Annotated in this window: 21 protein-coding genes; 11 read left to right on the forward strand and 10 right to left on the reverse strand. The window is 44.4% G+C overall.

The features are described from left to right. Window positions 1–70 precede the first annotated feature (70 nt). A complete protein-coding gene (locus QUA58_RS01620) occupies window positions 71–1,222 on the forward strand; it encodes an aminotransferase class V-fold PLP-dependent enzyme (RefSeq protein ID WP_333392790.1) in 1,152 nt (383 codons plus the stop codon). Window positions 1,223–1,348: 126 nt separating this feature from the next. Here QUA58_RS01620 and QUA58_RS01625 read toward each other — a convergent pair whose 3' ends face one another. The 6 genes from QUA58_RS01625 to QUA58_RS01650 form a co-directional block, all read right to left on the reverse strand. Continuing rightward, on the reverse strand, window positions 1,349–1,741 hold the full coding sequence (locus QUA58_RS01625) for a DUF5615 family PIN-like protein (protein ID WP_333392791.1): 393 nt from the start codon (window positions 1,739–1,741) through the stop codon (window positions 1,349–1,351). Window positions 1,742–1,747: 6 nt separating this feature from the next. Next, window positions 1,748–2,059: a DUF433 domain-containing protein gene (locus QUA58_RS01630; RefSeq protein WP_333392792.1), complete on the reverse strand. Its 312-nt coding sequence runs from the start codon at window positions 2,057–2,059 to the stop codon at window positions 1,748–1,750. Between the two features lie 116 nt (window positions 2,060–2,175). Next, the gene (locus tag QUA58_RS01635; RefSeq protein ID WP_333392794.1) at window positions 2,176–2,403 is read right to left on the reverse strand and encodes an AbrB/MazE/SpoVT family DNA-binding domain-containing protein; all 228 of its coding nucleotides are present in this window, start codon (window positions 2,401–2,403) and stop codon (window positions 2,176–2,178) included. A gap of 121 nt (window positions 2,404–2,524) precedes the next feature. After that, window positions 2,525–3,082: a hypothetical protein gene (locus tag QUA58_RS01640; protein WP_333392795.1), complete on the reverse strand. Its 558-nt coding sequence runs from the start codon at window positions 3,080–3,082 to the stop codon at window positions 2,525–2,527. A 9-nt stretch (window positions 3,083–3,091) separates the two neighbouring features. Continuing rightward, window positions 3,092–4,480, reverse strand: coding sequence for an AAA family ATPase (locus QUA58_RS01645; protein WP_333392796.1), 1,389 nt, complete (start codon window positions 4,478–4,480; stop codon window positions 3,092–3,094). A gap of 222 nt (window positions 4,481–4,702) precedes the next feature. Then, window positions 4,703–5,911, reverse strand: coding sequence for a ferrochelatase (locus tag QUA58_RS01650; RefSeq protein ID WP_333392797.1), 1,209 nt, complete (start codon window positions 5,909–5,911; stop codon window positions 4,703–4,705). A gap of 428 nt (window positions 5,912–6,339) precedes the next feature. On the opposite strand from QUA58_RS01650, the gene QUA58_RS01655 reads away from it, so the two are divergent. From QUA58_RS01655 to QUA58_RS01670, 4 genes are all read left to right on the forward strand, one after another. Next, window positions 6,340–6,924 (forward strand): hypothetical protein, encoded by a 585-nt coding sequence (locus tag QUA58_RS01655; protein ID WP_333392798.1) that lies wholly within the window; start codon window positions 6,340–6,342, stop codon window positions 6,922–6,924. Next, the gene (locus QUA58_RS01660; RefSeq protein ID WP_333247461.1) at window positions 6,917–7,645 is read left to right on the forward strand and encodes a DUF3120 domain-containing protein; all 729 of its coding nucleotides are present in this window, start codon (window positions 6,917–6,919) and stop codon (window positions 7,643–7,645) included. The genes QUA58_RS01655 and QUA58_RS01660 overlap by 8 nt, the downstream gene beginning before the upstream one ends. Before the next feature lie 286 nt (window positions 7,646–7,931). Further along, window positions 7,932–8,780: an alpha/beta hydrolase gene (locus QUA58_RS01665; RefSeq protein ID WP_333247463.1), complete on the forward strand. Its 849-nt coding sequence runs from the start codon at window positions 7,932–7,934 to the stop codon at window positions 8,778–8,780. A 108-nt stretch (window positions 8,781–8,888) separates the two neighbouring features. Continuing rightward, complete coding sequence (locus QUA58_RS01670; RefSeq protein WP_333247464.1) at window positions 8,889–10,070, forward strand: pentapeptide repeat-containing protein; 1,182 nt, start codon at window positions 8,889–8,891, stop codon at window positions 10,068–10,070. Between the two features lie 645 nt (window positions 10,071–10,715). Here QUA58_RS01670 and QUA58_RS01675 read toward each other — a convergent pair. Together QUA58_RS01675 and ggt are read right to left on the reverse strand one after the other, a co-directional pair. Beyond that, entirely contained in the window at window positions 10,716–11,597 is an 882-nt protein-coding gene (locus tag QUA58_RS01675; protein ID WP_333247466.1) for a choice-of-anchor L family PEP-CTERM protein, read from the reverse strand. A gap of 503 nt (window positions 11,598–12,100) precedes the next feature. Beyond that, entirely contained in the window at window positions 12,101–13,834 is a 1,734-nt protein-coding gene (gene ggt / locus QUA58_RS01680) for a gamma-glutamyltransferase (RefSeq protein WP_333247467.1), read from the reverse strand. A 657-nt stretch (window positions 13,835–14,491) separates the two neighbouring features. Here ggt and QUA58_RS01685 point away from each other — a divergent pair. The 4 genes from QUA58_RS01685 (at window position 14,492) to QUA58_RS01700 (ending at window position 18,774) form a co-directional block, all read left to right on the forward strand. Beyond that, on the forward strand, window positions 14,492–14,644 hold the full coding sequence (locus QUA58_RS01685) for a hypothetical protein (RefSeq protein WP_333247469.1): 153 nt from the start codon (window positions 14,492–14,494) through the stop codon (window positions 14,642–14,644). Window positions 14,645–14,747: 103 nt separating this feature from the next. After that, window positions 14,748–15,779 (forward strand): glycosyltransferase family 2 protein, encoded by a 1,032-nt coding sequence (locus QUA58_RS01690; protein ID WP_333392799.1) that lies wholly within the window; start codon window positions 14,748–14,750, stop codon window positions 15,777–15,779. A gap of 669 nt (window positions 15,780–16,448) precedes the next feature. After that, a complete protein-coding gene (locus QUA58_RS01695; RefSeq protein ID WP_333392801.1) occupies window positions 16,449–17,216 on the forward strand; it encodes a DUF1350 family protein in 768 nt (255 codons plus the stop codon). A gap of 424 nt (window positions 17,217–17,640) precedes the next feature. Then, window positions 17,641–18,774, forward strand: coding sequence for a sigma-70 family RNA polymerase sigma factor (locus tag QUA58_RS01700; protein ID WP_333392803.1), 1,134 nt, complete (start codon window positions 17,641–17,643; stop codon window positions 18,772–18,774). On the opposite strand, the gene QUA58_RS01705 is transcribed toward QUA58_RS01700, so the two are convergent. Next, a complete protein-coding gene (locus tag QUA58_RS01705; protein ID WP_333247476.1) occupies window positions 18,749–19,369 on the reverse strand; it encodes a Uma2 family endonuclease in 621 nt (206 codons plus the stop codon). The two genes, QUA58_RS01700 and QUA58_RS01705, sit on opposite strands and share 26 nt — an antisense overlap. A gap of 312 nt (window positions 19,370–19,681) precedes the next feature. Here QUA58_RS01705 and QUA58_RS01710 point away from each other — a divergent pair, with 312 nt between their 5' ends. After that, complete coding sequence (locus QUA58_RS01710) at window positions 19,682–20,587, forward strand: hypothetical protein (RefSeq protein ID WP_333247478.1); 906 nt, start codon at window positions 19,682–19,684, stop codon at window positions 20,585–20,587. A gap of 144 nt (window positions 20,588–20,731) precedes the next feature. Here the strand turns inward: QUA58_RS01710 and QUA58_RS01715 are convergent, their stop codons facing one another. Continuing rightward, window positions 20,732–20,905, reverse strand: coding sequence for a hypothetical protein (locus QUA58_RS01715; protein ID WP_333247480.1), 174 nt, complete (start codon window positions 20,903–20,905; stop codon window positions 20,732–20,734). A 28-nt stretch (window positions 20,906–20,933) separates the two neighbouring features. On the opposite strand from QUA58_RS01715, the gene QUA58_RS01720 reads away from it, so the two are divergent. Then, entirely contained in the window at window positions 20,934–21,542 is a 609-nt protein-coding gene (locus QUA58_RS01720; RefSeq protein ID WP_333247482.1) for a GNAT family N-acetyltransferase, read from the forward strand. The last annotated feature ends 25 nt before the right edge of the window (window positions 21,543–21,567 follow it).

Genomic DNA, 21,567 nt, shown 5'->3' on the forward strand with positions numbered 1-21,567 from the left:
CTTTGTTAGAGAGGTTTTTGACGATCGACATTTATGCAATATTAACGTTATCAATAATTCCCCAGAAAATATGACAAAGGACACTCACCGACAACAATTCCCAGCTTTGGCCAATAAAGCTTATTTTAACTACGGCGGACAAGGGCCGCTGCCTGAGTCTGCTTTAGAGGCGATTTATGAGGCTTACAAGCGGGTGCAGCTTGGAGGGCCGTTTTCCGGGGAGGTGGGGGCTTGGGTGGTTCAGGAGGCGATGCTGACGCGACGGGCGATCGCATCTGAGTTAGCTGTACCTGCTGAAACCATCGCCCTGACTGAGGATGTCACCGTCGGCTGCAATATTGCGCTGTGGGGCATTGATTGGAAAGCGGGCGATCGACTGCTGCTTTCTGATTGCGAACATCCGGGCATTGTAGCTAGTGTAATGGAACTTCAGCGCCGTTTCAACATTGAGGTTGCGATTTGTCCGCTGGCGGCAACTTTGAATGAAGGATCTCCAGTTGAGGTAATTGCTGATAGTTTGCAGCCAAATACTCGGTTGTTGGTAATTAGTCACATTTTGTGGAATACTGGTCAAGTTTTGCCTCTGACTGAGATTGTGAATGTCTGCCATCAAGCAGGAGTTAAAGTGTTAGTTGATGCGGCTCAATCTGTGGGGGTTTTGCCTTTGGATTTGATTGAGTCTGGGGTTGACTTTTATGCTTTTACTGGTCATAAATGGTGGTGCGGCCCGGAAGGCTTGGGTGGGCTTTATGTGAGTGCGGCGGCTTTGGCAGATTTGCATCCGGTGTTTATCGGTTGGCGGGGAATTGTCACTGATTCTAGTGCTAAAGTCCTGGGATGGAAGGCTGGATCGCAGCGCTACGAGATTGCGACTTCGGCTTATCCTTTGTATGCGGGTTTGCGAAGTGCGATCGCCCTTCAACATACATGGGGTACGATCGAGGAAAGGTATGCAGAAATTTGCCGTTTGAGCAAGTATCTCTGGGAATGTTTGTCGGAACTTCCCGATGTGGAATGTTTGCGAACATCTGCACCGGAAGCTGGTTTAGTTTCGTTTAGATTGATGAATAAGATGCCGCACAAGCAGTTAGTTGATTTGTTGGAGAAACAGGGAATTATGGTGCGGACAATTCTGAATCCTGATTGCGTGCGGGCTTGTGTTCACTATTTTACAACTGAGGCGGAGATTGATCGGTTGGTTGGGGCGATCGCCATAGCGTAGGGTACGCCGCCACCGTTAGCTATTTCAACTAGCTAGAAAATCTCACGGCGGCGCACCATAAAAATTGATTGGGGCGATCACCCCTAAGTCCGTATATTGGTTATGGTGTGGCTTGAACAATTATTATTAAGAAGATTTGGGGTATTCCTGAAGTATAAATGTCTGGAGTCTACCTTTAAGGTTCTGTTTCATCACCCGAAGCAGACGATTGTCCATTGGCTGTTTATCTTGAGTGAAAAAGTCGTGGAGTACCTGCACTTTGCCTGCATAGTCTCGATCGGCTTTACAAATTACAATTCCTGCATGATTTGAGGTTGTAAAGTGGAGATTGATAAAATCTTGACGATTTTCTGTAATGACTGTGCGCCCTGCATTTGTCGCGTACATCAAGACTTTATCATCGGGAATTTTTTGATTGGCTTGTCCGGCTTCATAGGATGTCAAAACATCATAGCCACACGATCGCAGTAAATCGACCATTGCGATCGGGAAATTTTCATTTGAGTAAAACTTTAGCATTAGCAGTTATTCATTTTCAGCAAGCCACAGCTCGATTTCTTCTCGGTTGCGATCGTAATAGTTCGCAACCGCTTGCAAATCTTGAATGGTAATTCCTGGATAATTATAAAGAAGTTCGGCTTCAGTTGCGCCCTGTTGTTGGTAGGCGATAATCGTCCAGACGGGAATGCGAGTATCGCGAATTCGCGCTGCACCGCCACAAGTTCCTGGAGTTTTGTGAATGGGATGTTGAAGGGTTTGGACGAATTGCAGCGTTTGTGCTAGCAAGTCATCAGGCAGTGTTTCAATGGTTTGGAGAAGTTGTTCTTTGAGGGTCATAATCGATATCCAGATGCAGTAGCGGTTTAGAAATTTGCAGCTTCGATAATTTGCTCGGTGGCAATAGATGCGTCTATTTCCTCTCACAATGTGGGGATTCTGCTAGCACCTTTATGCTACCAAATTTCATTACCCACAGCAACTCCACTATCAATCTCATTATGGATTTTTTCAGGTGCGATCGCCTCGATTAATTCATCAAGTGAATAATGGTGCTTGAGAGCGGCCACTTTTTCGGCTACAGCCCCGAGAATAAACTGATCGAGGGAAATGCCTTTGAGTGCCGCCAATTTTTCGGCTTCTTGCTGTAGTTGAACGGGTAAGCTTAATGTGTATGGTGTCATTGATACAACTTCCGTTTGCTAATAGAATTGCAGATAGGGAGATAGTTGAGTTTAACAGTGTATCAAGTTTTCAAATTTTGGGAAAACTTTAGGTTTCATCTTAGCGCGATATTCACAGGATTTACGCAACGGTTAAAAAATCGGATATTTCGGAAATTTTTGCTTTCCCGATTCCACATTTTAAAGTTGTCAAAAAAGTTAGGTTCTTCGGCTTCTTTATCTTCCTATATTCAATGATTTTCTTGGCTGTTTCCAAGGGATTAATCTTTTTAAAACTAGGCTGTTGAGCTTTGATGCGCTCTAGTGCTTCCTGGATTTCTTGCTCGGAAGCGACAACGATGTTAGTTGCTACTGTAGGCGGAGTAATAACCAGCCCAGCTTCTATTTGTATCTGTTCCAGCATTGGCTCATCAACAATGATACACCAGACGAAATCTTTTTTAGCTAAACGGGCTCCATCTAATATCTGAGTATTGAAAACTGATTGGTAGTTGTCTTCCTCTAAGAGCTTAACTACAATAGGCAAAATATTTTTGTCAGTTTTACTCAACTGCTCTGCTATGGCTTCGATTTGTTTTGCAGCTACATTTGACTTACCCTGAATAAACTTACACGGTAATCGCAAAACTTGTCCCAGTGGAATCTCATTCTCGAATTCTTCTTCGTGAAAAATTGCCATAATTACCTGCTAGTTATCGATAAAGTTGTGCTGGAGAAATACCTCTTGGGCGAGGTTTTTGTAGAGTTTGGTAATGGGGGATTTATGCCAGCAAATTACTGGGGCTTGTGAAAATTCTGCAACTTTAGTCTGAGCGTAAATTTTTAACTCAGTCTTGTATGGTTTCCCAGTAAAGTTTAGTTCTTTGATTGTATCGTTGATGTGATTCTGGAGGACACTGCCCTTTTCAGCCGGACAATTGCTGAACACTAAACCAAGGTTCCAGGGGACAACAGGTAATTTCTCCTTATTAACTCTTGAATTTCTCAATGTAGGAATGAATTTGTCAACTTCGGCTGCATGATGGAGTGATTTTTTGTCATAATCCACAGGTATCAAAATAGTGTCACAAGAAGCTAGCATCCCCACTGACAAGACATCTATTGTAGGCGCAGCATCAATGAATATGTAGTCGTAGTCCTCACTAAGCAGATTAATAATTGTCTTGATGTATGACCTTTTGAGCTGGTCTAGCAAGTTAGTGCTATCTCGAAAACTCCTCAATTCGTCCTCTTCTCCCGGCAAAACTGACAAGGAAAAATGCTGGTTATCAGTAGTCTTGAACTTGCGGATGTGAACGGCCTCGCTCAAAATATCCTTGGCGGTGTTGTAGTCTTTAAGTTCAAGTTGATCACTGCACTTTTCCAAGTAGTTTTTAACTTTAATGTGGGCTTTCAACCCTCGGGTTAAATCATTTTGCGGGTCTAAGTCAATCAGCAAAACTTTCTTGCCTTCTGTAGCGAGTGCTGCGCCTAGATTTATGGTGTTAGTCGTTTTTGCTACGCCTCCTTTCTGATTCCAAATGGCTGTTACCAAAGCCCGCTGAGGAGTCAAGCAATACTCTAATTGACGCAAAAGCTTAGGAAAATTTGCTGCTGTCACTTTTAGCACAGGAGTTAAAGGGAAAACCAGCCCATCAACACGCCGCCAAACTTGAAAGAAGTCACCATTAAATACCCATCCGTAAGCAGCTAGATACTCAGGTGGCACTTTTGTATTGTCGAGGTACTGCTTAATGCCATTGTTCTTTGCGCTAATGGGGTAGCCTACTGCTTCTTTATAAAGGTTTTGCTGCTGGCAAAAATCGGAAAAGCCTAGGTCTGGAGCGGCATGAAATAAGCTAGTACGCTTTTTAATTTCAACAACTATTCTAGGTGGCTCGTTTAATTTGTTATATATTAAGTAATCTGGTTTTAAGCCTATTCCAGCACCTAAACCTCCTGTTTTTATCTGATTGAAGTTAAGACCTCTAGCATCCCATATCAGAGGAATTAAGTGCATTGCCAGATCGTTTTCTGAGTAGTCACTCGGTAGAGATTGCCAGCGATTTATTACTAGGTCAGTAAGACTGCTTCCCATTTTTATCTAACCCCAACAAGATTGTGGCTGCCATTGTTAAGTTTTACAGTACCATAAATTAATAAAGGAAATCGCCCTTTCTCTAAAAAAAGCAAGGGGCGATCGCCCTTTTCACCTAAATCAATCTCGATTTACCCACTCAAACAAAAGAAACCGGGTTTTTACTTAATCTGTCGTCTTCAACGCAGTATTGTCGCAAAAACCCGGTTTCTGAGATCCTAATTAATGAGAATGCCCGTGATCACCATGAGAATGCCCGTGCCCGCCATGAGAATGACCGTGTTCCCCATGAGAATGCCCGTGCCCTTCATGAGAATGACTGTGCTCGCGCTGCGCCGAAACCAAACTCGGATTCACCGCGATCGCACTTTCACTCAACAACGCTTCAATCTGCGGATTAGCCCACTCCGCCGCCATTTTCAGAAACTCTGGACGATCGTTCACGCAAGGCAATTTGCGATAAGTAACTCCTTGACGCTGTTTCTGCAAACCCTCAATAATGTGGTCTACATCTAACAAAGTTTCGTGATTTTCTGTCGCAAATCCGATCGGCATAAAGACGATCGCAGTTGCACCCAAATCAATCAAATTCTTCGCAGCCAACGTCGCATCCGGCTGTGTCCACTCAATCAGCGGCGTGTCGTGATTCAGCCAACCCACCGAAATCAAAGGATAGCGATACATCAAACGTTCCCGCACGCGATCGTACAAAGCTTGACTTTCCACAATACCCGAAGTAAAGCCCTTCGCTTTGTGCGGACAACCGTGATTCATCAGCACAATCCCAATCTGAGAAGGCAAATGCGCTACAGCTAAATCGTTCTTAATTTCCTCTTCAACCAAATCCGCCATTAGCTGGATGTAAGCAGGTTCATCGTAAAAAGAAGGAATGTAGCGCTGTCCTTTTACCCAATGTTCTTTGCCATCAAAGGTTTGTGCTAAAGCTTTATTCACCTGTTCCACAGCAATGCCGCTGGTGAAAACAGAATCAACTACCAACAGCGGATAAATCAGAATTTTGTCAAATCCTTCTGCTTTAATTTGAGGGATTACTTGTTCCGGCAAAAACGGCGCGCAAAAGTTAAAAGCTTTGAACACTTTTACTTTATCGCCCCATTTCTCCTGTAAATTCTGTTCAATACCCGCCCGCTGCTGTTCAAAAATTGCATTGTGCGGCGAAACGAATTGACCGTGTTGGTGACTCCACTCGTGCAAGTCAAAGATTGCTAAAATCTTGGCCAGCGGCGGATAAATCCAAAGCGGTACTGGCGCAAACTTTGCCGTAAGCAAATTTAAAGCTTGTTCGTTGTAGTTGGCAAAATCGTCGTAGCTTTCGACTTCGCCGTAACCCATCAGCAATACAGCAACGCGATCGCTGTTTGCCGGTGCATCAGATGTTTTGAACTCAATTTTTTCGGGAGAAGCAACCACTTTGTATTCCTCAATTTGAATGATTTGGAGAGTCGCAGGAAGGATGAATCAGAATTGCGAAGAGAAACCCGGTTTCTAGACTCCCCGGAGATCCCCCTAAATCCCCCTTAAGAAGGGGGACTTTGAGACTCTTTCTCCCCCCTTAAGAAGGGGGGCTGGGGGGATCGGAATCTGATAGGAAAGGCAAGAGAATACGCCGCAGGGTCTGGGACACAGGGCATTAAGTTTTATGTTTTCTTAAGACTTCCTCACCTTGCCTCCGGTTTCGGTGTCTCGGAGCGTTCCCAGCGTTTATTTTGGGGGGATACCCTTCAAACACGACTCTGTTATTAGTTTAACATCCTATCCCCCCGTATGGCATATAATTAATTATGGTGTACAATAAAGTAAAGTTATGTTAAGCTCTTAATTAATTTTCTTGAAGCACGATGAGACTGGTAATTTGCCCCGGAATCCACGACCCAAAACTAAACGATCGCTTCCTAGCGGGACTTTCGGAGGTTTGGGGAGACGCAGAACCCCGGCAAAATACCCAAACATTCTACCCTGTCAAGATTTTTCCCGCTCATAAATCTCCGCCTTTTTCAGCCATTGACATATTGCACTTTTTGTGCAACCAAGAATTAGCAGGAGAAAGTTTAGTATTTGTCAGCTTTTCGGCAGGAGTAGCCGGGGCGATCGGGGCGGCTTGGATGTGGCAGCAACTAGGTGGCCAAGTCGGGGCATTTTTCGCCCTAGACGGCTGGGGAGTACCCCTGGGGGGCACTTTTCCCATCCACCGCATCAGCCACGATAGCTTCACGCACTGGAGTTCAGCCATTCTCGGCAGCGGTGGAGACAGCTTTTATGCAGATCCAGAGCTCGCACATTTAGATTTGTGGCGATCGCCCCAAACAGCAACAGGCTGGCACATCAGTCAAACCTGTGCCGGTACTGAAACGGCAAAACCCACAACCGCAGCAAAATTTTTAGTCCACCTATTGAAACAGTACGGAGTCCAATCAGTTGTTTAATTTAGATTTAGTATCATCATCGGCGATCGCACCTATTGTCACTGTTTCTAGCCTAGAAAATCCTCTTTCTTCAGGCAGAAAAAACAGCATCAAACAGTGGCTAATATTTTGCGCCTCAGCATTCTTAGTCTCAATTCCCGTCTTCGTGCAAGCACCCTTAGTTCGCTTGTATCCTACCATCAGCTTGCTTTCCACAATTCCCTGGTTCGTCCTCAGTTTAATTCTAATTTTTCGCCCCAAAACCCAACTTTGGGGAGACTTATTATTAGGCTTTGCCGGATGTTGGCTGGCTGGTTCCATCTATTGGGGCTGGTTTAGATGGGAACCTATTTTACATCTACCTATAGAAGCAATTGGCTTGCCTTTTGCTATTTGGTGCTTGAACAAATCTTGGGGAAAAGTTGGCAGTTATTTTTACTTAGGCTCCCTATTTGGCACGGCTATTACTGATTTATATTTTTATTTGACTGGGTTGATGCCCTACTGGCGCAAAGTGATGCACGCGGAACCGGAATTCGCTATGCCGATTTTTCAAAGTGCGATCGGGCAAATTGACACTCCTTGGGGCATAGGCTGCGCTCTACTTTTAATTGCTGTGTTGCTAACCGTCGGTTTGTTGAGTTTGCGCGACGCACAATTGCACTGGCGCGCTTTCAGCGGTGCTGTTTTGAGCACGCTGTTGGTGGATGGTTTGTTTTGGCTGGCTGCTTCTGCTGTTTGAGATTTTTGGATATTTTTGACCGCAGATGTGGGCGGATTGACGCAGATTAACGCAGATTTTTTTGATGGATGCAAAATTAAATTGCTTTGTGATTTCTGGTGGTTTCTATGTGTATGATTTTTGACCGCAGATGTGGGCGGATTGACGCAGGTTAACGCCGAGTTTTTTGATGGATATAATCTTGAGATTCCTGATTTTTTTTTAAATAAGTCGGGATTTTGGGTATTTACTGAACAATTATGAGCTAAGATCTAAAATCTCAAATCTAAGAATCCAAATCAATATCATGTCTTTTATTTCAATTCGCGGTGTAGAACATTATTACGAGTGGATAACGGCAGATAACAGTGCTGCACACAGCGGCAAACCAGTGATGGTATTTCTGCACGGCTGGGCGGGCTCAGCGCGCTACTGGGAAGGCACGGCACGGGCTATTGCTGATGATTTTGATTGTTTGCTTTATGATATGAGAGGTTTTGGTCGATCGCCTTTGCCAAAAGAGCCTCCTGAGTCAAGCTACGAACTCGAAACCTACGCCCGCGACTTAGCTGAATTATTAGAATCTCTGAATTTAAGCCGCGTCTTTCTCAATGCTCACTCCACAGGTGCATCAATTGCTACTTTATTTCTCAACCTTTACCCCGAAAAAGTAGAAAAAGCAATTCTCACTTGCAGCGGGATTTTTGAATACGACGAAAAATCTTTTACAACTTTTCACAAATTCGGTGGCTATGTGGTAAAATTTAGACCCTCTTGGTTGGCATCCATCCCCTTTGCCGATCGGCTATTTATGGCCCGGTTTTTGCGCCGTTCCCTGCCCACAGAGGTCAGTCTGGCGTTTCTCAAGGATTTTTTAATGGCAGACGAGGAAGCTGCTATAGGTACAATGGTGACGGCAGTCAGCAAAAGAGCCGCCGAGGAAATGCCCCAAGAATTTGCGCGGCTGAGTGTTCCCACACTGCTTGTGGCCGGAGAATTCGACCAAATTATCCCCGCCGTCATGGGAGAGCAAGCAGCCTCCCTCAGCAAAAAAGTAGAATTTGTTATAATTCCGAATACGGCTCACTTTCCGATGCTGGAGGATGCCGCAACATACTTGCAGCGAATTCGAGAATTTTTGCCAGCAGCGGCTTAGCTGAGTTATTGTTCATCTAATGTACGATCGGACAAGCAAGCTTTGAGAACGGCTTTTGCTCCGATCTTAATTTTTAATTTCTAATTTCTTAAAGCGAAAGGTGGTACAATGAACGACCTCGACCAATACTATAAAGTGCTGGGACTGTTGCCGGGATCTTCCAGAGAAGAAATTAGCCAAGCCTACAAGGATTTAGCGTTCATTTGGCACCCCGATCGCATCCCCAAAGACAATCCCAGACTACTACAGAAAGCTGAAGAAAAGATTAAGGAAATTAATCAAGCTCGCGAACAATTGCGATCGATTCAACCAAGAGGTCAGAATCAGAACGCTCAGCACAAACATACTCAGCACAAACACACCCAGCAACAAAACACCCAGCACAAACACACCCAGCAACAAAACACCCAGCAACAAAACGCTCAGTACAGAAACACTCAGCAACAAAATACCCAGCAACAAAACGCTCAGTACAGAAATACTCAGCAACAAAATACCCAGCAACAAAATACCCAGCAACAAAACGCTCAGTACAGAAACACTCAGCAACAAAATACCCAGCAACAAAATACCCAGCAACAAAATACTCAGTACAGAAACACTCAGTACCAAAACACTCAGCCACAAAACACTCAGCCACAAAACACTCAGCCACAAAACACTCAGTACCAAAACACTCAGTACCAAAACAATCAGTACAGAAATACTCAGTATTCAAACACCCAGCACCAAAACACCCAGCCACCACCGGCCAACCCAAAAGAACCCCGCTACTCTTCTGAACCCTCTTCAGGAAAATATGCTGGAAATTATGCGGGAAACTATGGGGGAAACCCTGCAGGGCCATATTCAGAGGCGTCCCGCTACCAATCGCAGCCGCCGCCATCTCAGTCATCTCAGTCTTACCGCCAAGCTGGGCCACAAGCTCCCGATTTGAGCGGTTCCAACTTCAAAGGAGCTTCCTTAAAAGAAAAGGATTTTTCAGGAAGAAACTTGAGCAATGCAAACCTGAGTGAAGCCGACTTAAGCGATACTTTTCTGCACAACGTCAACCTCACAGGCGCGAATTTGCACAAAGCTAACTTGTTCAGGGCAAACCTGTTAGGGGCTTGTTTGATCAATGCCAATTTGACAGAAACAAATTTAATCGGAGCGGATTTGAGCGGTGCAGACTTGAGCGGTGCGGATTTAACAGGGGCTAAAATCGGTTATGGCGATCGAGTTATGGTAAAACTCACTCGAACTACATTAACAGGTACAATTCTACCCGACGGTACTGTTCATAGCTAAATGGGGCTTGCTGAATAGAACTACAAGCTATGACTGCCAAGGGTTTCAAGATTTTTAAACACAAAAAAGTGCTCTCGTTATGACGTTTTTCGGCTCAAAATCCTTGGATTTCGGTGGAAAATTGTGGAGTAAATTTGGGAACCAATCTCCGAATCTCCCATTTTTCAAGCTGTTTGGCACCTAGATTTGATTTGTGGACTTTTTCAGCAAGCCCTAAATGATTTAGTTTTTAGTCAGTTGTTGCAGGGTCGGGTTTTACCCGAAATATTTGCGGCAACCAAAAATACACAAAAATTCGCCCTTCGCCGCGAATTTTGGATAAAAACTTATATTATGTCCGCTAGAACAACCGCAATAAAATTGGTTGGTAGTGAGGACGTTCGTCGTCAGAATTTTATGAGGACTTGCATTCCTCGCTGCGTACCCATAGCGGTTACATTACTTGAGATGATATTACCCGATCGCGATCGCACAAACCGAGTTTTTTTTCCCGGTTCAAGAACTGCAACAAGGTCTTTTCGTTCATCAAACCCCGTTTTTGTCTCCAAGACGGCTAACCGAGATTCATATTACAGCAACCGCCAAAATGGTTCCTGTTCTGTTTTTTCCTTCTTCCTTCTTCCTTCTTCCTTCTTCCTTCCCTTATTAATTACTTCCGCCACGGCGATTGCGTAACTTTCGTCCAGCAGCCAGCATAGCGCCTCCCGCCATCAAACCCCCCACAGTCATCGGTTCGGGAACCGGCTCAGCTTGAACCGTCTCCACAGAACCGCCTTTAATAAATACAGCAGAATCTAACTTGCCATCGCCCACATCTTTAATGCGGATGCTGAGAACATTCGTCTGATTTTGCTTGAGCAAACCCTCAAAACCTAAAACTTTAGTAAAACCGTCGAGCTTAACGATGTTAGCAGCAATACCTGTCAAACTTGGGTTGTCAATATAGTCTGGGTGATATGTAGAGCGATTATAGGGATCTGGAACAAGATTATTAATCGTAACTGTTTTTCCGTCGCTCAATTTTGCCAAATTAGTGCCGTTCAGCAGCAGTTCAAAATCGTCATTAAATTCAGAATTGCCGAACTCAGGAAACTCCTCAGAAGCAAATACATATTGAAAGACTAACTTTTCAACCGTGCTATTAGCAAAAAAGCTGAGGTTTAGCTGAGTCAAATCCCCCTCTTCACCTTCAGACCCAAAGTCCGTGCTTAAATCGCTGATATTTTTGGTCGTGAAGTTATCTTTCCGATTCTTACCCCGTATATCGGCGACTCTACCAGTGCTCAGAACAACACCTGATGTCAAACCGAAGGGGTCATTAGTGAAAGTACCAAAAGCAGCCGAATTACCCGTAGTTGAAACAGAGAAATTACTCAGCCCGGCTGTATTAGCCCCCAATAAATTATTTTTTAAAGTCTCAGCGTTATTAGTTGCCCCTACCGAAAATGCCATTGCTGGCGCTGCCAACAAACTCATAGCAGTAGTTAATGTAGCTGTTAAGGCAGCAATTTTGTGAGTAATTATCATAAATTTTTCCTGGAAGATACAAACCTGATCCTATGCACAACTTCATTTTTACATTATATAAGTATCAATGTCTAGTGCCTTTACAATAACTTTACACATAAGTGAATTTACGCTTTTGGTGATTATTCTTTTTTGTAAATGTTGGCAGTTAGTCAGCCAATAAACATCAGTGCAAAAATACGGATGCAAAAATACACGTACACAGACTAATAATTTCAGGACTTACGCACTGGAGACAAAAAAACGGGTTTTGATACCGTTGGCGATCGCCAAAATGACTAATGACTAATGACTAATGACTAATGACTAATGACTAATAGCTAATGACTCATGAAAGATGACATTGCCCAAAAAACGGATACAAGCCCCCGAATCCTGTCGTGGAGAGAGCAAAATTTTTGACCTTAGTTCAACATCACAGATTCATCTGTGGAGTCAATCTAAAATCGTCGAGTCGCCGAAGTCTCGCCCCCCTCTCAAATCTCTAATCGACTGACTGTTGACTAAAATCCCCTTACTTCTCCTTCCCCGCGCCGATCGGCAGCCCCTTCCAACCAACCGTCTGCTGTCAGGACGATCGCATTGGCATTGCCCCAGCCGTCGCGTTCGACAATCAGGTGTCCCCGTCGCCGCAACTCCGAAAGCGTCGCAGCCTCAAAACCTCCCCGTTCCACCATCAGGCGATCCGGCTGCCATTGGTGGTGAATTCTCGGTGCAGACACAGCATCGCCGACATTCATGTCGTAAACCAACACATTCAGAACAATTTGCAACACCGTGGTAATAATCGTACTACCTCCGGGAGCACCGGCAGCGAGGCGAAATTTGCCATTTTCCGTGACAATCATCGGTGTCATGCTGGATAAAGGAGTTTTTCCAGGGGCGATCGCATTTGCCTCACCGCTCACCAAACCAGACGACAAATTCGGCACTCCCGGCGCAGCAGCAAAATCGTCCATCTCATTGTTGAGCAAAATTCCCGTACCCGCGGCCACGACTCCAGCCCCAAAACCCCCATTCACGGTAAAGGTTAAGCTTACAACATTGCGATCTTTGTCAACTACCGTGAGGTGGGTAGTTTCGGGAGACTCCCACAGCAGACGGTTCAAAGTTTCAGCGTCAACAGCTTTTACCTCGCTAGAGGGTCTGGCTTTTGACATTTGGATTTGCGATCGTCTCAATTTACCATAATTGGTGCTAGTCAGAGCTTTGACCGGTACCGTCACAAAATCCGGGTCGCCCAAATACTCAGCCCTGTCAGCATAAGCAATCCTCATGCTCTCCGCCAGCAAGTGCAAAGTATCTGGACTTTGCCTCCCCAAACTCTTGAGATCCGTATCTCCCAGAATATTTAAGATTTGCAACAAATGAACGCCGCCGGAAGAAGGAGGCGACATCGCGCAAATTTCGTAAGTGCGAAAGTTGCCACAAACCGGATTCCGCCAAATCGGCGTATAGTTTTTCAAATCTTCCAGAGTGATAATGCCACCGTTTTTAGCCATGTCGGCTGCGATCGCCCGCGCAATGTCCCCGGTATAAAAACTCTGCGGATTTTGTGCAATCTGCCGCAAAGTCCGCGCCAAATCCCGCTGCACCAAAAGCTCACCCGGCTGGTATAAAATGCCACCGCGAGTAAAAACCTCCCGCGCCGCCCGGTTTTTTTTGAACACATCCTGTCGTCGCCCGGTAGCCGTGGTAAACCGCGAACTTACCGGAAAGCCTTTTTCAGCCAGGGCGATCGCCGGCGCCACCACCGCAGCCCAAGGCAACTTACCATACTCGCGGTGCACCGTATAAAGTCCAGCAACAGTACCCGGAATCCCCGCCGCCAAATGCCCGTCCCGACTTGCCCTTGGGCGCACCTTGCCTTCCTTGTCGAGGTACATATTCCGCGTGGCTCGTTTGGGCGATCGTTCCCGGAAATCCAGCGCTTGCACAGTCCCCGTTTCGACCCGCCGCAGGAGCAAAAAACCCCCGCCGCCGATACCCGCCGAAAAAGGCTCCACCACCGAAATCGCCAAAGCCGTAGCAGCCGCCGCATCCACTGCATTGCCGCCCTGTTGCAGCAGGGCCAGCCCCGCAGCGCTCGCCAGAGGGTGAGCCGAAACTGCCATCCCCTGTTTGCTGCGCTGCTGCTGCTGCAAGTTTCGCTCTAGCTGCTGCTGGCAGCCACCCAAAACCAAGACTGTTAGGCAACAAGTATAAATTTGCACTTTGCTCAAGAACTTTAAAAACATTTCCCCCCCCGATTTCTCAGTTCATTTTAAAACATAATTTGAATAACATCATCCTAACAATACTCCGGACAGTTTTTAGAACGATACTACAAGCTTTACAGGCTAAGGATCATGAAAAAGTCGAATTAAATGCAAGTCAGGGGTGGAGATGACTTTGATTTAATTATCCACAGTGGCTCAAAGCCCTAAAGGATAAGTCATTGGGCGATAGAAAAACTGTCCGAAGTATTGATCCTAAAGATATAGATTAAATTTTGATTTAGATAATAATTATTAATACCTACAAATTTACTATTTCAATTAGTCCGATAGTTTAATTACAATACTCCTGACAATTTTTGAGGTGGCGACCAAAACCCGCATTCAAGCGTTAATATTTCACAGAATGGGGAAGCTGAAACCCTAATTATACCGTTGGTGATTGAAAACTCTCCGCACTATTATGATCTAAAAAGTTAATTTAATGAATTTTATCTAAAAAAATTAACAAAGCTATATAATGGTCTAACTAGAGTCTTGTTAACAGTGCGTACAAAATATAATCAGACCAAAATAGCATGGGAGTATTTCCGACTTTTAAAAAAGCATTTTTTTACGACTTGCGAGCGTTAAAGCAAAACACACATCCTCCCAACAGCATCCTATTTGTGCCTGTGCGTGCCTAAACGCGAGGCGGTGGAAAGAAGCTGGAACGATCGAAACGATAACAACACTCTGGCTGGGAAGTTAACAGCTCAAACAAAGCCTGGGAAATCGCACTCGATCGCACTCGGTGGCTTTCAAAGCCTGCAATTTGCAGTTTCTGTATAAAACTAAAACTCCTACTTTCTAAGTATTTTCATGCAGGCTTCGTTCCTAAGTGGCGAAAACCCTACTTAAGAGAACAACTACCAAACCCTAGCTAATTCAATTTATGAACAACGAAAAAGTCAGTGTAATTATTCCTGCATTTAATGCAGCCGACACTCTAACCGAAACAGTTGTTTCCGCAGTCAACGGTACTCACAAGCATTTAGAAATTTTAATTATTGATGACTTCTCTACAGACGCTACTGCCCAAATTGCTGTTCAACTGGCCGAGCAAGATTCCAGAATTCAATACTTCCGAAATTCCGAATATTTTGGATTTTCTAAGTCGATAAATTTATTGATACATCGGGCAACGGGCAAGTATGTAGCCTTTCTCGACAGCGACGATACCTGGGAACCAAACAAGCTAGAAGTTTGTTTAAAAATGCTCGAAGACAATCCCGAAGTCAAAGCTGTGGCTCATGCTTTGCGATATTTAGACAAGCACGGCAACAAGTTGGGCTATATTGCCACCTATCCTACAACTAAAGCAGAAATGCAGGCGATTAAGGAGACAGGCGAAAGTCCTTGGGTTTTTCCGTCTTCTGTGGTAGTCGATCGCTCTATTCTACTCCAAGAAGGCGGCTTTGCAGAAGATTGGCAGGTAGGAGAAGATACAGAATTATTTACCAAAATTGCTCAAAAGCACGGCTTGTTAGCGGCGAAGACACCTTTGGGAAATTATCGAATTAGAGGGAACTCTCTGACAGACAAACACTGGCTGAAAAAGCGCATAGCTGCTGATTGTGTCAAGGAAAACCAACTGCGACGCTTGCGGGGGGAAAAAGAGTTATCGCTCAACGAGTACGAACAGGTATGTTTTAATAATTTGCCGCAGTTGAAAAAATTTAACAAATTCCGAGAACTTTTGGCACTGCACTACATGAGAAAGCTGGGACAAAGCTGGTTAAATCGGGAGGTTTTGCCCACTCTAATTTACGGCATTGCTAGCACAGTGTTGTCTCCGAAAGGTGCTGTGAACAAATGGAAATGGATGAAGACTCACGATCCGTTGGGCGATTTAAATGCAGAAGACACCAGTGATTCGGTAGAATTGATCTCCCAGCAATCGTCCCAAATCGGCGGGATATCCTAGAGGGAATTGTATTTGTATCCAGGTTGTAGTCCAGAAATTAGCTGATCTTAATCTAGCGGTATCGCAGCCTTTCGCCACTGTTCGATGGTGATGAATGCAAGTCGTCTTCATCATCGAAGGACTTGCATTCATCACGATCAAACTAAGGAATGACAATTAAATAATACCAAGCCAGAAAAATCATTGCTACAATATAATTGTTGGTTTTTTTTGTTTGCGTCGAATGTGTAAGGTGCGTCGCCGGAGGTACAGTCGATGAAATGCGAGGACTCGCGCTGGCGACACACCCGAAGATTACGACTTTGCACGATCTTGGAAAAATGGTATTGGTAACAGGTGCCCGCCGTGCTATTTGCTGCCAAGACAGTTAGACTAAATAATTCCTTGAATAAAAAGCAAAGTTTTTTGAAGGATAAAACAGGTGTCAGATCGTGTCCTGTGGGTTGACCAATCTAAAATTGGTTCGCGCGTGCGGAATGCAGGTTCTCTGTCTGAGAGCGGACACCAGGACGCACTACGAACCTTTTTTTGTTACGATCGTCGATCGGACATCATATCAAGCCCCTTTTTTAGGCAGAAAGTAAAAGCAAAACTTTAGAAAAAATTCTGTTTTGTACCTTCTACTTTTCAGAGGACGATCGCTTTTTTACTTTAAACTTGATGAAATTTATGGACTGGCAAGAAATTTCTGGCAATTGGGTATTAATTCCTTCAAGACCGATCGCGATCGTACACTTTCTCGGCGGTGCATTTGTGGCTAGCGCACCGCAACTAACCTATCGCTGGCTGTTAGAGGCTTTGGGGAATCAAGGATATCTTGTAGTCGCAACACCGTTTGTCAATACTTTAGATCACATTGCGATCGCCCGCGATGTCCTCAACAAATTTGAAAATGCCCTCTCCCGCCTGCGCGCCACTAAATTGCTCAAATCTTCCTATCTCCCCATCTACGGCATGGGGCACAGCATGGGATGCAAACTCCACCTCCTCATCGGTTCTGTGTTTGACGTAGAAAGGGCCGGCAATATTCTGATCTCTTTCAACAATTATGCGGCATCCGAAGCAATCCCGATCGTCGAGCAAATTTCCCCCGTCTTTAAAGTAGAGTTTACCCCTTCCCCGCAAGACACCAATCGCCTAGTGCAAGATAGCTATCAAATCCGGCGCAATCTTTTAGTCAAATTTAACGGCGACAACATCGACCAAACCCTGCTGTTGACAAATCTGCTTAAACCGAAATTTCCCGACATGATTACAGTTCAAACCCTGACGGGGAACCATCAAACGCCATTAGGTCAAGATGTTAGCTGGCCTGTGGGTCAAATTTTTACACCCTTCGACGCGATCGGGCAATGGGTCAAACAAGAAGTGTATCGGGAATTAAATGAATTAAAACGGACAATTCTGCTGTGGCTTAATCCTACGTCCCGCGTTTGAGATTTGAGATTTGAAATTGTGGAAGTGATCCCACGGATAAATCTGGGGGCTGGTGATTCAGACACATAGCATAAAGTTACAGCTAACGTCCCAGAAAGCCTACCCCTGAGCGGGGTTGGGATGATGGACAGCATATAAAACAGACGCTCCCCTTAGCCTATATATCAGCCTGAATTCAGTATTAATACGGTGGCATTTTACCTGGCGGGTGAGCTTAAATTGTTAAAGGGATGTCTGAGCTATGCACTCATAGCAGCGATGATCCTACTTTTCCGACTTTTCCGACTTGAAAGATCCGACTTTTCCGACTTTACTTTAGCCTGAGTGGTAAGTCAACATGGTGATAGGTGCATCTGAGGCTAGGTAAATTACTGCCTCAATTAATCGCAAGTTGTTTGTCCACTTAGAGTTTCGGCACCCACAGATGTTAATTTCTAGTTCTGCATCAGTCCCTTCCTCATGCACTCAAGATATAGATTCAGCTTTTTGGAAATTATGGCAGGATAATCAAGATTATCTTTACCGTTGCTGTCGCAAGTGGATGAGCAACCCAACCGATGCTGAAGATGCCCTCAGTCGGGCGATGCTCAAAGCTTGGGAGAAACTAAGAGATTGTACGGATGATATCAAAAACTTTAAGGCTTGGTTAACCAAACTGACTTATAACCTGTGCGCCGATATCCATCGAGAGCGCAACAGGGGTGCAGTAGGAGTTGACAGTTTAGACACCATTGCTATAGGGAACCAAGCCGAATTAATTAGCCAAGAAGAAACACCAGTTCGCGCTGCTATGCAGCGCGAACTAAAATTATTTTTTCGTGGGGCAATAGATGAGTTGCCAGATAGATTGCGCGAGACTTTTATTCTCCATTTTGAATCAGGGCTATCTTATCCAGATATTGCAGAACAGCTTGGCATATCCTACGATAACGTCCGCAAGCGCATTTCGCAGGCGCGGGCAATTTTGCGTCAGCGGTTCAATGAAAATTTCGGGGAAGATGGGACTGACTCGGATTTGTCTAATCCTAAGTCGAGGGTTTCTCCTCAGTCTGCAAAACCACGGAAGTGGAAGAAGACTGCTCAAAAAGAACAGGTTGCGGGCGAGATAACCTTATCTGGGAAGTTAGAACAAGTACAAATTGTTGCTGGTGTAGAATTACCAGAGGCGGCGCTGTCTGTTACGCAGATTGAGCCTGTTTTGGTGGATGCTAAATTCGATCAGAAGTTAGAGGAAATAGAGATTGTTACTGATGGGGAACTCCAGCAGGTGGCGCTGTCTGTACCGCACAGAGAAAAGCTGGAACTAGAAGAAAGGATGAAGGGCGAGAAACCACGTCTCTTTAGCTTTAGCAAAGAAATCTCGGCTTTTCCCTCGTCTTCTCAATGGGCGATTCCGCTTAGGCGTATAGCTTCGCGAAGCGCTTTGAAGCAATTGCTAATCCGGGTTTCTATAGCTTGGAGTAGCGAAATTCCGGCATCCCCCATTCCAGAAACCGGGTTTCTGAGATTGCTAACACGGGGGGCGAGGAGTGTTAATAAAGGGATAGATTCAACCTAAATTCAAGCAATATATTTTCACTTGATAATTCTGTGGGGAGATTTCGCACTTCCACATCTTGTCGTGCGCGATAAATTTCTACTTGTTGCTGTTGGGGGTTAATCAACCATCCCAATTGCACCCCTGCATCCATATATTCCTGCATTTTGGAACGCAACATTTCCAAATCATCTGTTGCTGACCTTAATTCGATCGCAAAATCGGGTGCAATGGGGGGAAATTTGCGCCGTTCGTTGTTCGGGTGTGAGTGTTCCCAGCGTTCGCGCTGAATCCAAGCGGCATCTGGGGAACGGTTAGCACCATTGGGCAACTTAAATATCGGGTCGGAACTGAAGGTAACACTGAGGTTAATTTGTCGATTCCAGATTTCTAAATCAGCAATTAATTCTGCTTCATCCTGAACGGAGTGAAGGAGCTCGGTTTCGCCGCCAACGGGTGACATAATAATTAATTCTCCTTTGGCCGTTCGTTCAAAGTTCAATTCGCGGTTATTTTGACATAACTGATAGAACTGTTCGTCTGTCAGGTGAATGGTGTCTAGGTTTAATGTCAAAGAACTCGTAACCATACATTTAGCCTGAATAGTGATGGACATTATATCATGCTCTCCTTGACAAGAAAAGACTGGTGTGATACAGCCTCGTTTCTGCTTGCCCTAAAGAGGAAGAGGGGCGCATTTTTGGGTTGGTTTTATCGGGTGCAGCGAGTTTCAGAAATTTATGCCGTGTAAGAATTCACAATTTGGCTTCGGGAAGCGTCTAATAAATAGATGAGCAAGTGGGATGGATTTATCAACCGAACGCTATTCATCTCGCCTCAATTTAATACCTTAATCTGCAAAATTTGTCGTCAGCAAATCAGTGAAATAATTTAGGAGCCACATATGTTTTTTCGATTTAACAGAGCTATGACTGATCTTGAAAAATCTCAGGTAAGTGCTGCGATAAATGGATGGTTTGTCGCCATCTATCCAAATAGTCACTTTAATTTTGGTTACTTTGATGGAGCTGATTATCAAGGAAAAGTAACGAATCCTACACCCATTGGAAATGAGGCGAAAACACAAGTGATTGCTCCGCATATAGGCAATGCAGTAATAGCAGGAGTAACGTTGAATGAATTTGATGCGGAGATTGAGGGAGAAGTGACATCACTAATCCATACAAGTCAAAACAAAAGGTCATTGATCTTAGGGGGAGAGCAAGGATACACATTAAATGTCAAAAACCAATCGAGCCGGGATTGGGTATTTTATATTTACCAAACTTGTCCAAAGCAGACCAACAAAATGTTATCTCTTGCTTGGTTTGTCAGCCCTTATCCTATAGCTCCACAGGATGAAATCTCATTCACATGGTTTATAAATTACAACTTTGTCTGGGCTGATACAGGAGAACTAAAGCCGGGTATAACTTATAAAGCAAGAGGACCACGAGACGCGAATCTAGAAACCGCCAATAGCAGCACTTTTGGCTATAATTCAGCGGGCGCTCCTACTCTGACTAATCCGACTCAAGATTCATCAAGAAAGGGTGAGCTTGTCATTACAGATTTGGGCAATATACCAGATCTAAAATTCACAGTTGGTATTGGAATGTCTGGTAAAGGAACGTTTGTAGAACAAGCAGGGCCAAACCTTACGCACAGTTTCACTCCAACACCCGTTTATTGGGTAGGAGCTGCTACGGAAAAGAAGGAAGGAGAAGTATTGGATATACAGACGGTCACGAAAGTTTCGCTATTTAAGTTTAAATCAGGGGAATATGAAGTAGACATGACACTCAATGACCAGAACCAATGGGTGCAGAGTTAGGATAACCTGGGAGAGAAAAAACCCCATAAGGTGAAGTGGGGTATCTATGCCTCTTTTTGATTGCAGCAAAGCGATCCCACATAAGGAAAAAACCCACCAAATCCCGATCCAAACAACACCAGACTCAATGAGTCGCCTCTCACCCTAATCAAATTCACAGATCGCAAGAGCGATCGCCCCTCTAACCAACTTCCACATACCCGCGTCGGCGTAACAGGTAGGGACTGCACTATTTTCTAGCAGTCCCGCCACCTGAAAGGCGATCGCCCCCCGATTAAATTTCCACATCCGAAGGGCGATCGCCCTAACTAAAAACAAACTCTGAATTTACGGATATAGAAATACTATGCTAGAAATCAGATTAGCTCAAACCCCAGAAGAAAAAGAACAGGTTTTCAAATTACGCTATCAAATCTATGTAGAAGAACTAGGATATAGCCAACACTATGCAGACCAACAACAGCAAAAAATCGAAGAACCGCTAGATAGATCAGGCAACATTTTTGGAGCTTTTAAAGATGGTAAATTACTTGGCACTGTTAGATGTAACTATTCTAGCCAATCAGATTTAGGATACTATGTTTCTCTTTATAACATGAGTGAAATCACCCAAGATGCACATCCCATGAATGTGTCAGTTTCCACGAAATTTATGGTAGACACAAATTTCAGAAGAAAGGGGATAGGGCTAGTCCTAATGCAAGCCAATTACAACCAGCTCCTGCTAGATGGAGTCAAATTGGATTTTATAGACTGCGAACCTCACATGATTGGTTTCTTTCAAAAACTAGGCTATCAACCTATTGATATGATAAATCACCCCGAATATGGCAGTGGTCTTGCTCTGATGCTAGATGTATTTAATTTTGAACATTTACAGCGAGTTAAATCACCTTTTCAACGCCTATATAGAAACTTTTTGGAATCCAAAGAGTGCCAGTATAGTTTTTCATAAATTGCCCATAGGCTTTACCTAGAAC

Source organism: Microcoleus sp. N9_A1 (assembly GCF_036701795.1).
Lineage (GTDB): Bacteria > Cyanobacteriota > Cyanobacteriia > Cyanobacteriales > Microcoleaceae > Microcoleus.